This is a genomic window from Pseudomonas sp. GG8, from assembly GCF_052976945.1.
Genome location: NZ_JBRIIP010000001.1, coordinates 4,257,338 through 4,275,836, shown reverse-complemented (window position 1 = coordinate 4,275,836; position 18,499 = coordinate 4,257,338). Strand labels below are relative to the sequence as shown.

Here is an 18,499-nt window from a genome sequence, read left to right as displayed (position 1 = left end):
GACATGACTACCCATATTCAACGCTCTGCCCTGTTGCCTTACCCGGCCCAGGCACTTTATGACTTGGTAAATGACGTAGCGCACTACTCGGAATTTTTGCCGTGGTGCTCATCGGCTGTGATATTGGACGCCGGTGAGGGGCACATGCGCGCTCGGGTCGAAATAGCCAAGGGCGGTCTTAAGCAGCATTTCGTGACGCGAAACACGCTGGTGCCAGGGCAGTCGATCGAGATGAATCTTGAAGAAGGGCCATTCAACCAGTTACACGGGGTTTGGGTGTTCAAGCCGTTGGGAGAAAAGGCCTGCAAGATCAGCCTGGACCTGTCGTTCGATTACGCCGGCCCCATCGTGCGCGCAACGTTAGGGCCGCTGTTCAATCAGGCGGCCAACACCCTGGTCGACGCTTTTTGCCAGCGGGCAAAACAGCTGCATGGTTAAGCCGCTGATTGAAATCGAAGTGGTTTACGCTGGGATAGATCGCCAGGTGCTGCTTAGCGTTGGCGTGGCATCGGATTCGACGGTGCGAGACGCGCTGCAGGCTTCCGGGATCAGCCAGCATTTTCCTGAGTTGGATCTTGCGCATTGTTCCGTAGGTATTTTCGGCAACGTGCTGAGCGACGCCGAAACCCGAGTGCTGGTGGCGGGTGATCGAATAGAAATTTATCGTCCGTTGTTGGCTGATCCAAAAGAGGTTCGCCGGTTGCGTGCGGCCAAGGCTGCCCAGTCCAGGATGAAAAACGATTCGCAGTAATCTTTTTTTGAACCCAGAGACGCAAAAAAACCCGGCATGCCGGGTTTTTTTGAAGACGCTGGTGGCTGCTTTTCACAACTACCGCGGCGATGGTTCCAGAGGTTCCTGAGTGGGTACTGGAGCGGATTCGCTCTTGTCCACGTCATCCTGGATCTGCTTGAGCAATGAGCCAGGTTTAGGCGCCTCTTCGGCTTTAGGCTGTTCACCCTGAGCGGGAGTAGCGGAAGTACCGCTATTCTTACCAAGAATGGCCTCGTCGCGACTCACGCCAGGCATGAAGTCACCGGAAAGGCTGACGAGCTGATCATTGCTATTAAAGACAATGGTCATGCGTTCTTGTTGGCGTTCACCGCCCCCAGGTTGCAGGCTATACAAGTAATCCCAGCGATCGGCATGAAACGTATCGGTCAGCAGAGGGTTACCCATGATAAACCGTACTTGCCGACGGGTCATTCCGGGGCGTAACTGGTTTATCATATCCTGCGTGACGACATTGCCCTGCTGGATGTCGATTTTGTAAACCCCGGGGAATGAACAACCGGCGAGTGCGAGCAGTCCCACAAAGGTGAAACTGGTTAGCAGGTGCTTGGTGTTTTGCATCGGTGGGCGACTTCCACTATCTTGGCTGGGACAACGTAAACCCCGATCATACCCGCATTAAGAGAAGCTGCGAAGCAGCATCCGCGAGAAAGCTGACCATGGTTGAAAATAGCGAACTGCGTAAAGTCGGACTAAAAGTGACCCTGCCTCGGGTCAAAATTCTACAGATGCTCGATTCTGCTGAGCAGCGTCACATGAGTGCCGAGGATGTTTACAAGGCACTCATGGACGCGAACGAGGATGTGGGTCTGGCCACGGTTTACCGTGTACTGACTCAGTTTGAAGCTGCCGGGCTGGTGGTTCGCCACAATTTCGACGGAGGTCACGCAGTTTTCGAGCTGGCCGACGGCGGCCACCACGACCATATGGTCAACGTGGAATCCGGTGAGGTGATCGAGTTCTTCGAAGAAGAAATCGAGAAGCTTCAGAAAGCGATTGTGGAGAAGCACGGCTACGAGTTGGTGGACCACAACTTGGTGCTCTACGTGCGCAAGAAGAGGGTGTAAACCTTCCGACAGCCATAATGACGAAGGCGACCTCAGGGTCGCCTTCGTGCTTTCTGTTGTCTGATTTTTATGCCGCTATCGCGAACAAGACGCCGGCGACGCCTTGCTCCACGGTTTTTGATTGAATGATCAAATCTTCGCGGTGAGGACCATTTTTTTCGCGTGGGCCAATGACTCTTTGGTGAGATCAATGCCGCCGAGCATGCGTGCGACTTCCTCGACGCGTTCGGTTTTGCTGAGTTTGGACACGGCGGTGCGAGTGGCATCGCTGTCACGTACCTTGTGCACGAACAGGTGCTGGTGGCCTTGCGCTGCGACCTGCGGCAAATGCGTGACGGTCATGACTTGCCCGCGCTCGCCTAAACGACGCAACAGCTGGCCGACAATTTCTGCGGTCGGCCCGCCGATCCCGACATCGACTTCATCGAATACCAGTGTGGGCACCCGTGAGGTTTGTGCGGTGATGACTTGAATCGCCAGGCTGATCCGCGACAACTCACCACCTGAAGCGACCTTGGCCAGCGCTTTCAGTGGTTGTCCAGGGTTGGCGCTTACCAACAATTCGACCTGCTCCAGACCATTGGGCAGCAATTCTTTGCTGACATTAGGGCGCAGTTCGATGCTGAACCGCCCACCAGGCATGCCCAAGCGTTGAATTTCCTGCTCCACAGCACTGGCCAGAGTCGGCGCTGAACCTTGACGTAGATCACTCAATTCGCGAGCTTTGTCCTGATAATGTCGAGCATAGGAGGACAATTCATTCTCGAGGCATTCAATGGCTTCATCGTTTGCATTCAATGTCTCGATTTCGTCCAGCAGTTTTTGCTGGAGCGCGGCGACTTCGGTGGGCTGAATGCGGTGTTTGCGGGCCAGGGTGTAGATCGCATCTAGACGTTCTTCAAGTTGTTGCAGGCGCGCCGGGTCGGCATCGAAGTGATCGAGGAAGCGGTTCAGTTCTCCCACTGCTTCTTCGACCTGAATCTGCGCGCTGGACAGCAGGCTGGCGGCTTCGCACATGGCAGTCGGTGAGCTGTTGATGCCAGACAGACGATTGAGGCTGGCGGTCAGTGCGTTCAGGACATTGCCCGAGTCGTTTTCGCTGCATTGTTCTACGACCTGACGGCAGATGCTCAGTAGGCTTTCGGCATTGGTCAGAGTTTTGTGTTCCTGCTCCAGTTGATCCAGTTCGTTTTCGCCAAGGCTGAGGCTTTCCAGTTCTTCGAGTTGATAGCTGAGCAATTGATGGCGCGAGCGTTGCTCATCGCCTGAATTGGCGAGTCGCTCCAGCTCTTGCCGGGTCTGGCGCCAGCGCTGTGCCGCCAGATGTACCTGGCGTGCCAGGTCGGTGGCGCCCGCGTATTCGTCAAGCAGGCGGCGATGGGTGTCCGTCTTGAGCAATGACTGATGTTCATGCTGGCTGTGAATATCGATCAGGAATTCGCCCAGCGCTTTCAAGTCACCTTGAGGGCAGGGCGAACCATTGATGTAGGCCCGCGAGCGACCCTCTGCGGTGATAACCCGGCGCAGGATGCACGGTCCGTCGTTGTCCAGATCTCGCTCTGCGAGCCAGGCGCGGGCTTCGGGGATATCGGTCAGGTCGAAGGTGGCAAGGATATCGGCCTTGTCGGCACCGGGGCGGACCACACCGCTATCGGCGCGATCACCCAGGGTAAGGCCGAGAGCGTCGAGCATGATTGATTTGCCGGCACCGGTTTCGCCAGTGATCACGCTCATGCCTCGGTCCAGCTCGAGATCGAGATGTTCGACGATGGCGTAGTTATGTACTGACAGGTGCACCAGCATAGAGGCGGCTCCCAAGCTATTTGTCTGGTTATTTATACAGTGTTTTGCTTTCTGCTGACAATGCCCTGTCTTAGCTCGATTTGGTTGAATTACGGCTTTTTTTAGTCCGTTATGTGATTTGTTCATGTGCGGCCTGGGCTTAAGGCGAGGCGGGTTATTGATGAAAATGGACGTTATTGTGCTTTTGGTTGCACTTGAAGCTGGAAATTAAGACCCCATATAGCGGGACAGAAGCGCGAGTTGAGCTCGCGGACGTTATTGAAAGGAGAAATCTATGGCTGACGAACAGAATCTGGATACGCAGACTCAGGATCAGGCCGCTGGTGCGGCTTCGGTTGATGACGTGATAGCGCGTGTGCAAGTGCTTGAAGAGCAATTGGCTGCTGCGCAGGATCAGTCTTTGCGAGTTGCTGCGGATCTGCAGAATGTCCGCCGTCGCGCCGAGCAGGATGTCGAGAAAGCTCACAAATTCGCACTGGAAAAATTTGCGGGTGATTTGCTGCCGATCATTGACAGCCTTGAGCGCGGCCTGGAGTTGTCCAACCCGGACGACGAAAGTATCCGTCCGATGCGTGAAGGGATCGAGCTGACGCTGAAAATGTTTCAGGACACCCTCAAGCGTTATCAGTTGGAAGCGATTGATCCCCACGGCCAACCCTTCAATGCCGAACATCATCAGGCGATGGCCATGCAAGAGAGTGCCGACGTTGAGCCTAACAGCGTGCTGAAGGTGTTCCAGAAGGGCTATCAGCTCCACGGTCGCCTGTTGCGCCCGGCGATGGTTGTGGTCAGCAAGGCAGTTTCGCCTGTTAGACCATCGATTGATGAGCAGGCTTGAAATCAGCCATCAGGCCCCCATTTAGAAGTCATGCGTTTAAGAGCTACCGCAATGTGTGAACGCAGTTGCGGCATCCAAATTTAAAATTTCCGGAGAAAGTTAACATGGGCAGAATCATCGGTATCGACCTGGGGACCACCAACTCCTGCGTCTCTATTCTCGAAAACGGCAAAGTAAAAGTTATTGAAAACGCCGAAGGCACTCGTACTACGCCTTCGATCATTGCGTACGCCAACGACGGCGAAATTCTGGTTGGCCAATCGGCCAAGCGTCAGGCGGTGACCAATCCGCACAACACCCTGTATGCGGTGAAGCGTTTGATCGGTCGTCGCTTCGACGAAGAAGTTGTGCAGAAAGATATCCAGATGGTCCCTTACAAGATCGTCAAGGCTGATAACGGCGATGCATGGGTCGAAGTCAACGGTCAGAAAATGTCTCCTCCTCAGATTTCGGCTGAAATCCTGAAGAAGATGAAGAAGACCGCTGAAGACTATCTGGGTGAAACAGTCACTGAGGCGGTCATCACCGTTCCAGCCTATTTCAACGATAGCCAACGTCAAGCCACCAAAGATGCCGGTCGCATCGCGGGTCTGGACGTCAAGCGCATCATCAACGAACCAACCGCAGCCGCTCTGGCTTACGGTATGGACAAAGCGAAGGGCGATCACACGGTCATCGTCTACGACTTGGGCGGCGGTACATTCGACGTTTCGGTTATCGAAATCGCTGAAGTCGATGGCGAGCACCAGTTCGAAGTACTGGCTACCAACGGCGATACGTTCCTGGGTGGTGAAGACTTCGATATCCGTCTGATCGACTACCTCGTTGACGAATTCAAGAAAGAAAGCGGCATGAACCTTAAAGGTGACCCGCTGGCGATGCAGCGCCTGAAAGAAGCTGCTGAAAAAGCTAAGATCGAACTGTCCTCCAGCCTGCAGACCGACGTTAACCTGCCGTACATCACTGCAGATGCGACCGGTCCTAAGCACTTGAACGTGAAAATCTCTCGCGCCAAGCTGGAATCGCTGGTTGAAGATCTGGTTCAACGCACCATTGAGCCTTGCCGTATTGCACTCAAGGATTCGGGCATCGACGTAGGCAAAATCGACGACGTGATTCTGGTCGGCGGTCAGACACGTATGCCGCTGGTACAGAAGCTGGTTACTGAGTTCTTCGGTAAAGAAGCGCGTAAAGACGTGAACCCGGACGAAGCTGTTGCCATGGGTGCTGCTATCCAGGGCGCAGTATTGGCTGGCGACGTGAAAGACGTGTTGCTGCTTGACGTTAGCCCGCTGACCCTGGGTATCGAAACCATGGGCGGCGTGATGACCGCGTTGATCGAGAAAAACACCACGATTCCTACCAAGAAATCGCAAGTGTTCTCGACTGCTGATGACAATCAGGGCGCGGTAACCATTCACGTGCTGCAAGGCGAGCGTAAGCAAGCGGGTCAGAACAAGTCGCTGGGCAAGTTCGACCTGGCCGAGATTCCACCTGCTCCACGCGGCGTGCCACAAATCGAAGTGACCTTCGACATCGATGCTAACGGCATTCTTCACGTAGGTGCTCAAGACAAGGCGACTGGCAAGAAGCAGTCGATCGTGATCAAGGCCAACTCCGGTCTGTCTGAAGAAGAAATTCAGCAGATGGTGCGTGATGCTGAAGTCAACGCTGAAGAAGATCGCAAGTTCGAAGAGCTGGCCTCTGCCCGTAACCAGGGTGATGCGCTGGTCCACTCGACACGCAAAATGATCAGCGATGCTGGCGAAAAAGTGACTGCGGAAGAAAAAACCGCCGTCGAAGCTGCACTGACTGCTCTGGAAGCGGCCATCAAAGGCGACGACAAAACAGTCATCGACGCCAAGGTTGAGGAACTGTCCAAAGTTTCCGCGCCAATCGCTCAGAAAATGTACGCCGAAGCTGAGAAGCCGGAAGCGGCTGGCAAGCCTGCTGAGGAGGCCAAAAAGCCTGACGACGTTGTTGATGCAGAGTTTGAAGAAGTGAAAGACCACAAGTAAGCGCAGGCTCACTTGCAAGCCGGTTGACTGCATTCAAGCGGTGGCTGGTAGGATGTCGCCGCGCGGGAGCTTGCTCCCGCGTTGGCGTGTCTGGAATAGACGAATTTTCAAGCTTGGGGGTTTCGGCCCGCAAGCGATGCGGCAAAGTCGACATGCTCCTGCATGTGGCTTGTTTTGCTGCTTCTCTCGGTCAGTGAACTGGCCGTAGAGCCAAGACCGGAATCGTTGAATCGACGTGAGTTGAGTCCGGGCCTGTATTGGGCTCAACGAGTTTGGCAAGACTCAGGAGGGTTTTGTCGGACGTCCTCAAGAGTGCATAAGACTTATGGCTAAGCGTGACTATTACGTGATTTTGGGTGTGGAGCGCGACTCCAGTGAGGCTGATCTGAAGAAGGCTTATCGCCGACTCGCGATGAAGCATCACCCGGACCGCAACCCAGACGATAAAACGTCCGAAGACATGTTCAAAGAGGCCAATGAGGCCTATGAAGTGCTTTCCGACACCAGCAAACGTGCGGCCTACGATCAGTACGGTCATGCCGGCGTCGACCCAAGCATGGGTGGCGGTGGTGCAGGTTTCGGCGGCTCGAACTTCTCCGATATTTTCGGCGACGTGTTCAGTGATTTCTTTGGTGGCGGCCGTGGCGGTGCTCGCGGTGGCGCTCAGCGCGGTAGTGACTTGCGTTACACCCTGGAGCTGAATCTCGAAGAGGCTGTGCGCGGCACGACCGTCAGTATTCGTGTGCCGACGCTGGTCAATTGCAAGCCATGCGATGGCTCCGGCGCGAAGAAAGGCTCGGCGCCTATTACCTGCCCGACGTGCGGCGGTATCGGTCAGGTGCGCATGCAGCAAGGTTTTTTCTCGGTGCAGCAAACCTGCCCGCGCTGCCATGGCCACGGCAAAATCATTTCCGATCCGTGTGACTCATGCCGCGGCGAAGGCCGGGTCGAAGAGTTCAAGACCCTGTCGGTGAAAGTGCCGCCAGGTGTCGATACGGGTGATCGCATTCGTCTTTCCGGCGAAGGCGAGGCGGGTACTCAGGGCGGGCCGACCGGCGATCTGTATGTTGTGATCAACGTTCGCGAGCACGCCATTTTTCAGCGCGACGGCAAGCACCTGTACTGCGAAGTGCCGATCAGCTTTGCTGATGCCGCGCTGGGTGGCGAGTTGGAAGTGCCGACGCTGGATGGTCGGGTCAAACTGAAAATCCCTGAAGGTACTCAGACCGGCAAGCAGTTCCGTCTGCGTGGCAAGGGTGTGGCGCCGGTACGTGGTGGTGGTGCGGGCGACTTGATGTGTCGTGTTGCGGTCGAAACCCCGGTCAATCTGGGACGTCGTCAGCGTGAATTGCTCGAAGAGTTCCGTGCTTCGCTCGAAGGCGACAGCTCGCATTCACCCAAGGCCAGCGGTTGGTTCGAAGGTGTGAAACGCTTCTTTGGCGATTTGTAAGGGCTAACAGGTCAGGAGCAAGGCATGCGACGTATTGCAGTAATGGGCGCCGCTGGGCGCATGGGTAAAACCCTGATCGAGGCGGTCCAGCAAACGCAGGGCGCGGGTTTGACCGCTGCGGTCGATCGTCCGGACAGCTCATTGGTCGGTGCGGATGCGGGTGAGCTCGCAGCGCTGGGCCGTATCGGCATTCCGTTGTCGGGCGATCTGGCCAACGTGGCTGATGAGTTCGACGTGCTGATCGACTTCACTCATCCGTCGGTGACCTTGAAGAACCTGGCGTTCTGCCGCAAGGCGGGCAAGGCCATGGTCATCGGTACCACGGGTTTCAGTGCGGAAGAGAAGCTGCTTTTGGTAGCCGCGGGTAAAGACATCCCGATTGTGTTTGCTGCCAACTTCAGCGTCGGGGTCAATCTGTGCCTTAAATTGCTCGACACTGCCGCTCGTGTGTTGGGTGATGACGTCGATATCGAAATCATCGAAGCCCATCACAGGCACAAAGTGGATGCACCGTCGGGCACCGCGCTGCGTATGGGGGAAGTGGTTGCTCAGGCGCTGGGTCGTGACCTTGAAAAGGTCGCAGTCTATGGGCGTGAAGGACAGACTGGGGCGCGTGATCGTCAAAGCATCGGTTTTGCAACGATTCGCGCGGGCGATATCGTCGGTGACCACACCGTGATGTTCGCAGCGGACGGTGAGCGAGTAGAGATCACGCACAAGGCTTCCAGTCGCATGACCTTTGCCAAGGGGGCTGTCAGGGCTGCCTTGTGGCTCGACGGTCAGGCACCCGGCTTGTACGACATGCAGGACGTGCTGGGGCTGCGTTGACCGCCTAAACAGGGTTGAAGCTCAACAGTTACGTGGGCTTTGACTCTGTTTTCAGCCTTTGGGTGGCGTTCTGTCGCATTACCCTGTCTTTAAGGCTCATTGGTGGTAGACCAAAAAAGGCTTTTTCTGTAAGCTACAGCTTTAGTGTGTCCACTAAAAGCGCGCAGATAATTCGAAGAGAAAGCGGGGTGACGTGTCTATACGTCATTCCGCTTTTTTGCAACCTGCGAACGCCCTTTCAGGCTTTATTTACGGGAGGTCTTCTTGACTAAGCCAGCCATACTCGCCCTTGCTGATGGCAGCATTTTTCGCGGCGAAGCCATTGGAGCCGACGGTCAAACCGTTGGTGAGGTGGTGTTTAACACCGCAATGACCGGCTATCAGGAAATCCTTACCGATCCTTCCTATGCCCAACAGATCGTCACTCTGACGTATCCACATATCGGTAACACCGGTACGACGCCAGAAGACGCCGAGTCCAATCGCGTCTGGTCGGCAGGATTGGTCATCCGCGACTTGCCGTTGGTCGCGAGCAACTGGCGCAACAAGATGTCCCTGTCGGACTACTTGAAAGCCAACAATGTTGTCGCAATCGCCGGTATCGATACCCGCCGCCTGACCCGCATTCTGCGCGAGAAAGGCGCACAAAACGGCTGCGTCATGGCCGGCGATAACATTTCCGAAGAAGCGGCGATTGCCGCTGCTCGTGGCTTCCCTGGCCTCAAGGGCATGGATCTGGCGAAAGTCGTCAGCGCCACGGAGCGCTATGAGTGGCTCTCCGGTGTCTGGAGCCTGGCGACTGACAGTCACCCGGACTTCGCAGCCGCAGACTTGAAGTACCACGTCGTGGCTTACGACTACGGCATCAAACTGAATATCCTGCGTATGCTGGTTGATCGCGGTTGCCGTGTCACGGTAGTCCCGGCACAAGCGCCTGCCAGTGATGTGTTGGCGCTCAAGCCGGACGGTGTATTCCTGTCTAACGGTCCTGGCGACCCGGAGCCGTGCGACTACGCGATCAAGGCGATTCAGGAAATACTGGAAACCGAAATCCCGATCTTCGGTATCTGCCTCGGTCACCAATTGCTGGCACTTGCTTCTGGAGCCAAGACCATGAAGATGGGGCATGGTCACCACGGTGCAAACCACCCGGTCCAGGATCTGGACACCGGTGTCGTGATGATTACCAGCCAAAACCACGGTTTTGCGGTGGACGAGACTACGCTGCCAAGCAACATGCGGGCGACTCACAAGTCGCTGTTCGATGGCACCTTGCAGGGCCTTGAGCGCACCGACAAGAGCGCGTTCAGCTTCCAGGGTCACCCTGAAGCGAGCCCGGGCCCTACCGACGTGGCGCCACTGTTCGATCGCTTTATCGAAGCCATGGCCAAGCGACGCTGACCGGTTGCCTTGAGAATGTAGCGAGCAGAGGGTGGGTGGAGCCCGGACGATTGACTGTCTGGATGGTCCGCCCAACCCCCTCAGAGAAATATTCAAGACGGCTTGCCGACTGACCTACGGATTTGAGTGACAACCCATGCCAAAACGTACAGATATAAAAAGCATCCTGATTCTCGGCGCCGGCCCCATCGTGATCGGCCAGGCCTGTGAATTCGACTACTCCGGCGCCCAGGCCTGCAAAGCCCTGCGCGAAGAGGGTTACCGCGTCATCCTGGTGAACTCCAACCCAGCGACCATCATGACCGACCCGTCAATGGCCGATGCGACCTACATCGAACCGATCAAATGGCAGACCGTTGCCAAGATCATCGAGAAGGAGCGTCCAGACGCACTGCTGCCAACCATGGGTGGCCAGACTGCGCTGAACTGCGCGTTGGACTTGGAGCGCGAAGGCGTTCTGGAAAAATTCGGCGTCGAAATGATTGGCGCCAATGCCGACACCATCGACAAGGCCGAAGACCGTTCGCGCTTTGATAAGGCAATGAAGTCCATCGGTCTGGATTGCCCGCGTTCGGGTATTGCCCACACCATGGAGGAAGCTTACGTCGTCCTGGAAAAACTGGGCTTCCCGTGCATCATCCGTCCGTCCTTCACCATGGGCGGCACAGGTGGCGGTATTGCTTACAATCGCGAAGAATTCGAAGAAATCTGCAACCGAGGTCTGGACCTGTCGCCGACCAAAGAGCTGCTGATCGACGAATCGCTGATCGGTTGGAAAGAGTACGAGATGGAAGTGGTCCGCGACAAAAAGGACAACTGCATCATCGTTTGCTCCATCGAAAACTTTGACCCGATGGGTGTTCACACCGGCGATTCGATCACTGTTGCGCCAGCGCAGACGCTGACCGACAAGGAATACCAGATCATGCGTAACGCCTCGCTGGCGGTACTGCGTGAGATCGGTGTGGAGACCGGCGGCTCGAACGTGCAGTTCGGTATCTGCCCGGACACTGGCCGTATGGTCGTGATCGAGATGAACCCGCGGGTTTCCCGTTCTTCGGCACTGGCCTCGAAAGCCACCGGCTTTCCTATCGCCCGGGTCGCGGCCAAGTTGGCAATTGGTTACACCCTCGACGAACTGCAGAACGAAATCACTGGCGGCAAGACCCCGGCATCGTTCGAGCCGTCTATCGATTACGTGGTCACCAAACTGCCACGCTTCGCCTTTGAAAAATTCCCCAAGGCCGACGCACGCCTGACCACGCAGATGAAGTCGGTCGGCGAAGTCATGGCCATCGGCCGCACGTTCCAGGAATCCCTGCAGAAAGCCCTGCGCGGTCTGGAAGTGGGTGTCTGCGGTCTGGACCCCAAGCTTGACCTGACCAACCCGGAAAGCATGGCCGTGCTCAAGCGTGAGCTGACGGTGCCGGGCGCTGAGCGCATCTGGTACGTGGCAGACGCTTTCCGTGCAGGCATGACGGTTGAAGAAATTTTCAGCATGAACATGATCGACCCTTGGTTCCTGGTTCAGATCGAAGATCTGGTCAAGGAAGAAGAGAAGATCAAGACGCTGGGTCTGGCTACCATCGACCGTGATCTGATGTTCCGCCTCAAGCGCAAAGGCTTCTCCGATGCGCGTCTGGCCAAGCTGCTGGGTGTCACCGAGAAAAACCTGCGTCGCCATCGTCACAAGCTTGAGATCTTCCCGGTCTACAAGCGCGTCGATACCTGCGCAGCTGAGTTCGCCACCGATACCGCTTATCTGTACTCGACCTATGAGGAAGAGTGCGAGGCCAACCCGTCGACGCGCGACAAGATCATGATTCTTGGCGGTGGTCCGAACCGCATCGGCCAAGGCATCGAGTTCGACTACTGCTGCGTACATGCGGCACTGGCCCTGCGTGAAGACGGGTACGAGACCATCATGGTCAACTGCAACCCGGAAACCGTATCCACCGATTTCGATACCTCGGATCGCCTGTACTTTGAGCCAGTAACCCTGGAAGACGTGCTGGAAATCTGCCGCGTCGAAAAGCCTAAAGGCGTGATCGTTCAGTACGGCGGCCAAACTCCGCTGAAACTGGCGCGTGCTCTTGAGGAAGCTGGCGTGCCGATCATCGGCACCAGCCCTGACTCAATCGACCGTGCCGAAGACCGTGAGCGCTTCCAGCAAATGGTCGAGCGCCTGAATTTGCGTCAGCCGCCTAACGCCACTGTGCGCAGCGAAGATGAAGCCATTCGCGCCGCAGGCAAGATTGGTTACCCGCTAGTGGTGCGTCCGTCCTACGTGTTGGGCGGTCGGGCGATGGAAATCGTTTACGAAGAAGAAGAGCTCAAGCGCTACTTGCGTGATGCGGTGAAAGTGTCCAACGACAGCCCGGTGCTGCTGGACCACTTCCTCAACTGCGCCATCGAGATGGATGTCGATGCGGTTTGTGACGGCACTGACGTAGTCATTGGCGCGATCATGCAGCACATTGAGCAGGCAGGCGTTCACTCCGGTGACTCTGCATGCTCGCTGCCACCGTACTCGCTGCCTGCGCATATCCAGGACGAGATGCGCGAACAGGTCAAGAAAATGGCTCTGGAGCTGGGCGTCATCGGCTTGATGAACGTACAGCTGGCGCTGCAAGGCGATGACATCTACGTTATTGAAGTCAATCCGCGTGCTTCGCGTACCGTGCCGTTTGTGTCCAAGTGCATCGGTGTTTCCCTGGCGATGATCGCGGCACGCGTCATGGCTGGCAAAACCCTGAAGGAAATAGGGTTCACAAAAGAAATCATTCCGAACTTCTACAGCGTCAAAGAAGCGGTATTCCCGTTTGCCAAGTTCCCGGGTGTTGACCCTATTCTCGGCCCGGAGATGAAGTCCACCGGCGAAGTCATGGGCGTGGGCGATACGTTCGGCGAAGCCTTCGCCAAGGCTCAAATGGGTGCCAGCGAGCTACTGCCGACCGGTGGTACTGCGTTCATCAGCGTTCGCGATGACGACAAGCCGCTTGTGGCCGGTGTCGCGCGTGATCTGATCAATCTGGGCTTCGAAATTGTCGCGACGGCCGGAACCGCTCAGTTGATTGAGGCTGCGGGCCTGAAAGTGCGTCGCGTCAACAAGGTGACAGAAGGTCGTCCACACGTGGTCGATATGATCAAAAATGACGAAGTCACGCTGATCATCAACACCACTGAGGGCCGTCAGTCGATCGCTGATTCTTACTCGATTCGTCGTAATGCCTTGCAGCACAAAATTTACTGCACGACCACCATCGCTGCGGGTGAAGCCATCTGTGAAGCGCTGAAGTTCGGTCCAGAGAAGACTGTACGGCGCTTGCAGGATCTACATGCAGGATTAAAGGTATGACCAAATATCCAATGACCATTCGGGGCGCTCGCGCCCTGGAAGAAGAACTGACTCACCTGACAAAGGTGATTCGCCCCAAGCTAAGCCAGGACATCGGTACTGCGCGTGAGCTGGGCGATCTCAAGGAAAACGCTGAATACCACGCTGCTCGCGAGCAGCAGGGCATGGTGGAAGCACGGGTTCGTGATATTGAAGGCCGACTGCAGAACGCAGTGGTCATTGACGTGACGACGATTGTGCACACCGGCAAGGTTATATTCGGCACGACTGTCGAGATCGCTAACGTCGAAACCGATGAACGCGTGAAATATCAGATCGTTGGTGAAGACGAAGCGGATATCAAGCAGGGCAAGCTTTCGGTCGGCTCACCCATCGCTCGTGCCTTGATTGCCAAGGAAGAGGGTGAAGTGGTGACAGTCAGAACGCCAAGTGGTGTGATCGAGTACGAGATTGTCGAAGTCAGCCATATCTAACAGCTGTCGCCCGTATCGTGCGGGCGCAATTATCTGGCAGCTCGCCCAGACGTTATGGGTGGGCGGCTTGGTATTGCTGCATCTTGCGATGTTGACGGTGCTGGAGCAAACAGGTCTGGCGCCACTGCTGATTGATGAGGTTGCCAGTCTTTCAGGGACGTTGCTGGTCGCGTTTGCAGGTTTTTGCGCGGTATTGCAGATGGTGGTGCTGATACAGACCGAGCGCCTGTCGAGTCTTTGGCTTGATGTGCGCGGGCAATTGCTGCTGATCGCGACGTTGGCTTCAGCGAGTTATTACGTGCTGTACCAATGGTTGCCAGATGCCGTGCGTTGGCAATTGTTGAGCTACCTGATGCTTGCGCTGTCCGGACTGCTGCTGGTTATCCAGCCTGTGCCGGGTGGAAGTGGCGGGGCGCGCATTGCGCGCCCCTGACCGCCTGGTTATGCGTGGAAGCGGTGGACGTTGGACAACAGCTTGTTTACCTTGGCGTTCTTGCGATAAATCAACGCCATTTTACCGATGACTTGCACTAAATCCGCTTTGCCGGCCTTGCACAACGCTGCAACGGCCTCCAGGCGGCTTTCGCGGTCGAGGATGTTGAGTTTGATTTTAATCAGCTCGTGATCGCCCAATGCGCGTTCAAGTTCGGCTAACACACCTTCAGTCAAACCTTTGTCAGCCACAATCAATACTGCTTTCAGATGATGGCCAATGGATTTGTACTGTTTCTTCTGCTCCTGAGTGAGCGGCATAATCTGACCTCTGCGTCTGATCTTGTAAAAAGCGGCGGCCAGTTTACCCGAGCGAGTCCGGGACCGCCCAGTTAATCACGACTCGTTTATTTTTGAGGTGCCCTGTGGCCCGTTCCAAAACAAGCCATAACTGGTTGAAAGAACATTTCGACGACCCTTACGTCAAAATGGCGCAAAAAGACGGGTATCGTTCGCGTGCCAGCTACAAGCTCCTGGAGATCCAGGAAAAGGACCGGTTGATCCGCCCAGGCATGACCGTTATCGACCTTGGCGCCGCGCCAGGAGGCTGGTCGCAGGTTACCAGTCGTCTGATTGGTGGTCAGGGGCGTTTGATCGCCTCAGACATTCTCGAAATGGACAGCATCCCTGATGTGACCTTCATTCAGGGTGATTTCACGGAGGATGCGGTGCTGGCTCAAATCCTCGAGGCTGTCGGTAATACACAAGTAGACCTTGTGATTTCCGATATGGCCCCCAATATGAGTGGACTGGCTGCTGTTGACATGCCACGCGCTATGTTTCTTTGCGAGCTGTCGCTTGATTTGGCGGGTCGTGTATTGCGTCCAGGTGGTGATTTTCTGGTCAAGATTTTCCAGGGCGATGGTTTCGACGCGTTCCATAAGTCGGTTCGCCAAGTGTTTGACAAGGTCCAGATGCGCAAACCGGCGGCTTCACGCGATCGGTCTCGCGAGCAGTATTTGCTGGGTCGAGGGTTTCGCGGCATCAAGGGCGCTGAAAGCGTTGAGCGGCTTTGATGTCGGCGATAGGTTTTATTAAATGGCCTTGCCAATGAAGCATAAACGAACATGATGTAGTCAATGTTTCACAAAGGGTTACAGACGGCGCCTGCCACACCCGTAGGTAATGTAGTAAGTTAGGCCGGTGAATATCATGCGAGGCACGCTCCTGCGTGGGGCTTGCTTCAGAGGGTAGCTAATTGAACGATATGGCAAAGAATTTGATCCTGTGGTTGATCATCGCCGCTGTCCTTGTGACAGTGATGAACAACTTCTCCAGCCCAAACGAGCCGCAAACCCTCAACTATTCCGAGTTCATCCAGCAGGTTAAGGATGGCAAGGTCGAGAAGGTTGCCGTCGACGGTTATGTCATCACCGGCAAGCGTGCCGATGGCGACTCTTTCAAAACTATTCGCCCGGCGATTCAGGACAATGGCCTGATCGGTGATCTGGTGGACAATCATGTAGTGATTGAAGGCAAGCAGCCTGAGCAGCAGAGCATATGGACTCAGCTTCTGGTCGCAAGCTTCCCGATCCTGGTGATCATCGCTGTCTTCATGTTTTTCATGCGGCAGATGCAGGGTGGTGCCGGCGGTAAAGGCGGGCCGATGAGCTTTGGCAAGAGCAAGGCGCGGCTGCTGTCCGAGGATCAGGTCAAGACCACGCTGGGCGACGTTGCCGGTTGCGACGAAGCTAAAGAAGAAGTCGGCGAACTCGTTGAGTTTCTCCGTGATCCGGGCAAGTTCCAGCGTCTGGGCGGCCGGATCCCACGCGGTGTGCTGATGGTTGGCCCGCCAGGGACCGGTAAAACCCTGTTGGCCAAGGCCATTGCAGGTGAAGCCAAGGTACCGTTCTTCACTATTTCCGGTTCCGACTTTGTCGAGATGTTCGTGGGCGTTGGTGCAAGCCGCGTCCGGGACATGTTTGAACAAGCCAAGAAACATGCGCCGTGCATCATCTTCATCGACGAAATCGATGCGGTCGGTCGCCATCGTGGTTCTGGCATGGGGGGTGGTCACGATGAACGTGAGCAGACTCTCAACCAGTTGCTGGTGGAGATGGATGGCTTCGAAATGAATGACGGCATCATCGTCATCGCCGCTACCAACCGTCCGGACGTACTCGACCCTGCGCTGCTGCGTCCAGGCCGTTTCGACCGTCAGGTGGTGGTTGGTCTGCCGGATATTCGTGGTCGCGAACAAATTCTGAAAGTCCATATGCGCAAAGTACCCATGGGTGAAGACGTCAACCCGGGCGTGATCGCTCGTGGTACGCCGGGCTTCTCCGGTGCTGACCTGGCTAACCTGGTCAACGAAGCTTCTCTGTTTGCCGCGCGTACCGGTAAACGTATCGTTGAGATGAAAGAGTTTGAGTTGGCCAAAGACAAGATCATGATGGGCGCCGAGCGCAAATCAATGGTCATGTCCGAGAAAGAGAAACGGAACACGGCTTATCACGAAGCGGGTCACGCCATCGTGGGTCGCATGGTGCCTGAACATGATCCGGTCTATAAGGTGTCTATCATTCCGCGTGGTCGTGCGCTGGGTGTGACCATGTTCTTGCCTGAAGAAGATCGTTACAGCTTGTCCAAGCGTGCGCTGATCAGTCAGATCTGCTCGCTGTATGGCGGGCGAATCGCTGAAGAAATGACCTTGGGCTTCGACGGCGTGACCACTGGCGCTTCCAACGACATTATGCGTGCAAGTCAAATTGCCCGGAACATGGTGACCAAGTGGGGCTTGTCAGAAAAGCTCGGTCCGCTGATGTATGCTGAAGATGAGGGTGAAATGTTCCTCGGTCGCGGCGGCGGCGGTCAGCACTCCAGCGTTTCTGCTGAAACGGCAAGGCTTATCGACTCTGAAGTTCGGAGTATCATTGATCAGTGCTACGGCAGCGCCAAGCATATCCTCACGGAGAATCGTGACAAACTTGATGCGATGGCCGATGCGCTGATGAAATATGAAACCATCGATGCTGAACAGATCGATGACATCATGGCCGGTCGCGCTCCTCGCGAACCGCGTGATTGGGAAGGTGGCTCCGGTACTACTCCGGCCGCGCCTCTGGGCCCGCGTCCAGAAACCCCTATCGGCGGTCCGGCTGCTGAACTCTAAGGTCTGACATGACTTCTGCGCTGTACCCAACCCGGTTGCCTTGCGGCAGCCGGGTTCTTGATTTGGCCCATACGCACGTGATGGGCATCCTGAATATCACGCCAGACTCTTTTTCGGACGGCGGCCGATTCAGTCAGCGCGAGGCGGCGTTGCGTCACGCCGAAGAGATGGTCGCTGCAGGTGCGACGTTGATCGATGTCGGTGGCGAGTCCACGCGGCCCGGTGCGCGCGCAGTTTCTCCTGTCGAAGAGCTTGAACGAATAGGTCCTGTCGTCGAGGCGCTAAGTCGCGAACTTGATGTGATTATTTCGGTCGATACTTCTACGCCAGCGGTCATTCGTGAGACGGCGCGCCTCGGTGCGGGCCTTATCAACGATGTGCGCTCTTTGCGTCGTGAGGGTGCTCTGGACGCTGCTGCGGCCACGGGTTTGCCTGTGTGTCTGATGCATATGCGCGGCGAGCCGGGCGATATGCAGGATAATCCGCAGTATGAGGATCTTGTGGGGGAGGTGTCCGCGTTTTTGCTCGAGCGGATGGAGCAGTGCGCGGCAGTCGGCATACCGCGTGAGCGGATTATTCTGGATCCGGGATTTGGCTTTGCTAAAAACCTTCAGCACAACCTGAGCCTGTTCAAGCATATGGAAGCCTTGCATGCGCTCGGCAGGCCGTTATTGGTAGGTGTGTCGCGCAAGAGCATGATTGGTCAGGTGCTTGGGCGTCCGGTTGCTGAGAGGCTTTCTGGTGGTCTGGCGTTGGCCGCCATGGCCATGATCAAGGGTGCACGCATTTTACGTGTGCACGATGTGGCCGAAACCGTCGACGTGGTGCGAATGATCGCTGCAGTCGAATCGGCTGAATAAGAATGAGGG

At 56.0% G+C, this 18,499-nt stretch carries 17 protein-coding genes; 14 read left to right on the top strand and 3 right to left on the bottom strand.

Annotated features, from left to right (window positions below; genetic code table 11):
• Positions 1-3: 3 nt before the first annotated feature.
• Positions 4-438: a type II toxin-antitoxin system RatA family toxin gene (locus ACVBEG_RS20575; protein WP_322177803.1), complete on the top strand. Its 435-nt coding sequence runs from the start codon at positions 4-6 to the stop codon at positions 436-438.
• Positions 431-751 (top strand): RnfH family protein, encoded by a 321-nt coding sequence (locus ACVBEG_RS20570; protein ID WP_322177804.1) that lies wholly within the window; start codon positions 431-433, stop codon positions 749-751. Before ACVBEG_RS20575 ends, ACVBEG_RS20570 begins: the two co-directional genes overlap by 8 nt.
• A gap of 78 nt (positions 752-829) precedes the next feature.
• Here ACVBEG_RS20570 and ACVBEG_RS20565 read toward each other — a convergent pair whose 3' ends face one another.
• Positions 830-1,351 carry an outer membrane protein assembly factor BamE gene (locus ACVBEG_RS20565; protein WP_322177805.1) on the bottom strand — a complete coding sequence of 174 codons (522 nt, stop codon included), beginning with the start codon at positions 1,349-1,351 and terminating at the stop codon, positions 830-832.
• Positions 1,352-1,449: 98 nt separating this feature from the next.
• On the opposite strand from ACVBEG_RS20565, the gene fur reads away from it, so the two are divergent.
• Positions 1,450-1,857, top strand: a complete 408-nt coding sequence (gene fur, locus ACVBEG_RS20560; RefSeq protein ID WP_322177806.1) for a ferric iron uptake transcriptional regulator — start codon at positions 1,450-1,452, stop codon at positions 1,855-1,857.
• 129 nt (positions 1,858-1,986) lie between these two features.
• On the opposite strand, the gene recN is transcribed toward fur, so the two are convergent.
• Positions 1,987-3,660 carry a DNA repair protein RecN gene (recN, locus tag ACVBEG_RS20555; RefSeq protein WP_322177807.1) on the bottom strand — a complete coding sequence of 558 codons (1,674 nt, stop codon included), beginning with the start codon at positions 3,658-3,660 and terminating at the stop codon, positions 1,987-1,989.
• Between the two features lie 274 nt (positions 3,661-3,934).
• Between recN and grpE the strand changes: the two genes are divergently transcribed.
• From grpE to ACVBEG_RS20515, 8 genes are all read left to right on the top strand, one after another.
• Positions 3,935-4,498: a nucleotide exchange factor GrpE gene (gene grpE, locus ACVBEG_RS20550; protein ID WP_322177808.1), complete on the top strand. Its 564-nt coding sequence runs from the start codon at positions 3,935-3,937 to the stop codon at positions 4,496-4,498.
• A 104-nt stretch (positions 4,499-4,602) separates the two neighbouring features.
• Entirely contained in the window at positions 4,603-6,516 is a 1,914-nt protein-coding gene (gene dnaK / locus ACVBEG_RS20545; protein WP_322177809.1) for a molecular chaperone DnaK, read from the top strand.
• 325 nt (positions 6,517-6,841) lie between these two features.
• Complete coding sequence (dnaJ, locus tag ACVBEG_RS20540) at positions 6,842-7,966, top strand: molecular chaperone DnaJ (RefSeq protein ID WP_322177810.1); 1,125 nt, start codon at positions 6,842-6,844, stop codon at positions 7,964-7,966.
• Between the two features lie 24 nt (positions 7,967-7,990).
• Positions 7,991-8,794 (top strand): 4-hydroxy-tetrahydrodipicolinate reductase, encoded by an 804-nt coding sequence (dapB, locus tag ACVBEG_RS20535; protein ID WP_322177811.1) that lies wholly within the window; start codon positions 7,991-7,993, stop codon positions 8,792-8,794.
• Between the two features lie 264 nt (positions 8,795-9,058).
• Complete coding sequence (carA, locus tag ACVBEG_RS20530; protein ID WP_322177812.1) at positions 9,059-10,195, top strand: glutamine-hydrolyzing carbamoyl-phosphate synthase small subunit; 1,137 nt, start codon at positions 9,059-9,061, stop codon at positions 10,193-10,195.
• Between the two features lie 136 nt (positions 10,196-10,331).
• On the top strand, positions 10,332-13,553 hold the full coding sequence (gene carB / locus ACVBEG_RS20525) for a carbamoyl-phosphate synthase large subunit (RefSeq protein ID WP_219063838.1): 3,222 nt from the start codon (positions 10,332-10,334) through the stop codon (positions 13,551-13,553).
• Positions 13,550-14,026 (top strand): transcription elongation factor GreA, encoded by a 477-nt coding sequence (greA, locus tag ACVBEG_RS20520; protein ID WP_322177813.1) that lies wholly within the window; start codon positions 13,550-13,552, stop codon positions 14,024-14,026. The genes carB and greA overlap by 4 nt, the downstream gene beginning before the upstream one ends.
• Entirely contained in the window at positions 14,004-14,459 is a 456-nt protein-coding gene (locus tag ACVBEG_RS20515) for an MFS transporter (RefSeq protein WP_416194649.1), read from the top strand. Before greA ends, ACVBEG_RS20515 begins: the two co-directional genes overlap by 23 nt.
• Positions 14,460-14,467: 8 nt before the next feature.
• Here the strand turns inward: ACVBEG_RS20515 and ACVBEG_RS20510 are convergent, their stop codons facing one another.
• The gene (locus ACVBEG_RS20510) at positions 14,468-14,779 is read right to left on the bottom strand and encodes a YhbY family RNA-binding protein (protein ID WP_322177814.1); all 312 of its coding nucleotides are present in this window, start codon (positions 14,777-14,779) and stop codon (positions 14,468-14,470) included.
• A gap of 104 nt (positions 14,780-14,883) precedes the next feature.
• Here ACVBEG_RS20510 and rlmE point away from each other — a divergent pair, with 104 nt between their 5' ends.
• The 3 genes from rlmE (at position 14,884) to folP (ending at position 18,490) form a co-directional block, all read left to right on the top strand.
• On the top strand, positions 14,884-15,534 hold the full coding sequence (gene rlmE / locus ACVBEG_RS20505) for a 23S rRNA (uridine(2552)-2'-O)-methyltransferase RlmE (RefSeq protein ID WP_322177815.1): 651 nt from the start codon (positions 14,884-14,886) through the stop codon (positions 15,532-15,534).
• A gap of 191 nt (positions 15,535-15,725) precedes the next feature.
• Positions 15,726-17,630 carry an ATP-dependent zinc metalloprotease FtsH gene (gene ftsH / locus ACVBEG_RS20500; RefSeq protein WP_322177816.1) on the top strand — a complete coding sequence of 635 codons (1,905 nt, stop codon included), beginning with the start codon at positions 15,726-15,728 and terminating at the stop codon, positions 17,628-17,630.
• Between the two features lie 8 nt (positions 17,631-17,638).
• Entirely contained in the window at positions 17,639-18,490 is an 852-nt protein-coding gene (folP, locus tag ACVBEG_RS20495) for a dihydropteroate synthase (RefSeq protein WP_322177817.1), read from the top strand.
• The last annotated feature ends 9 nt before the right edge of the window (positions 18,491-18,499 follow it).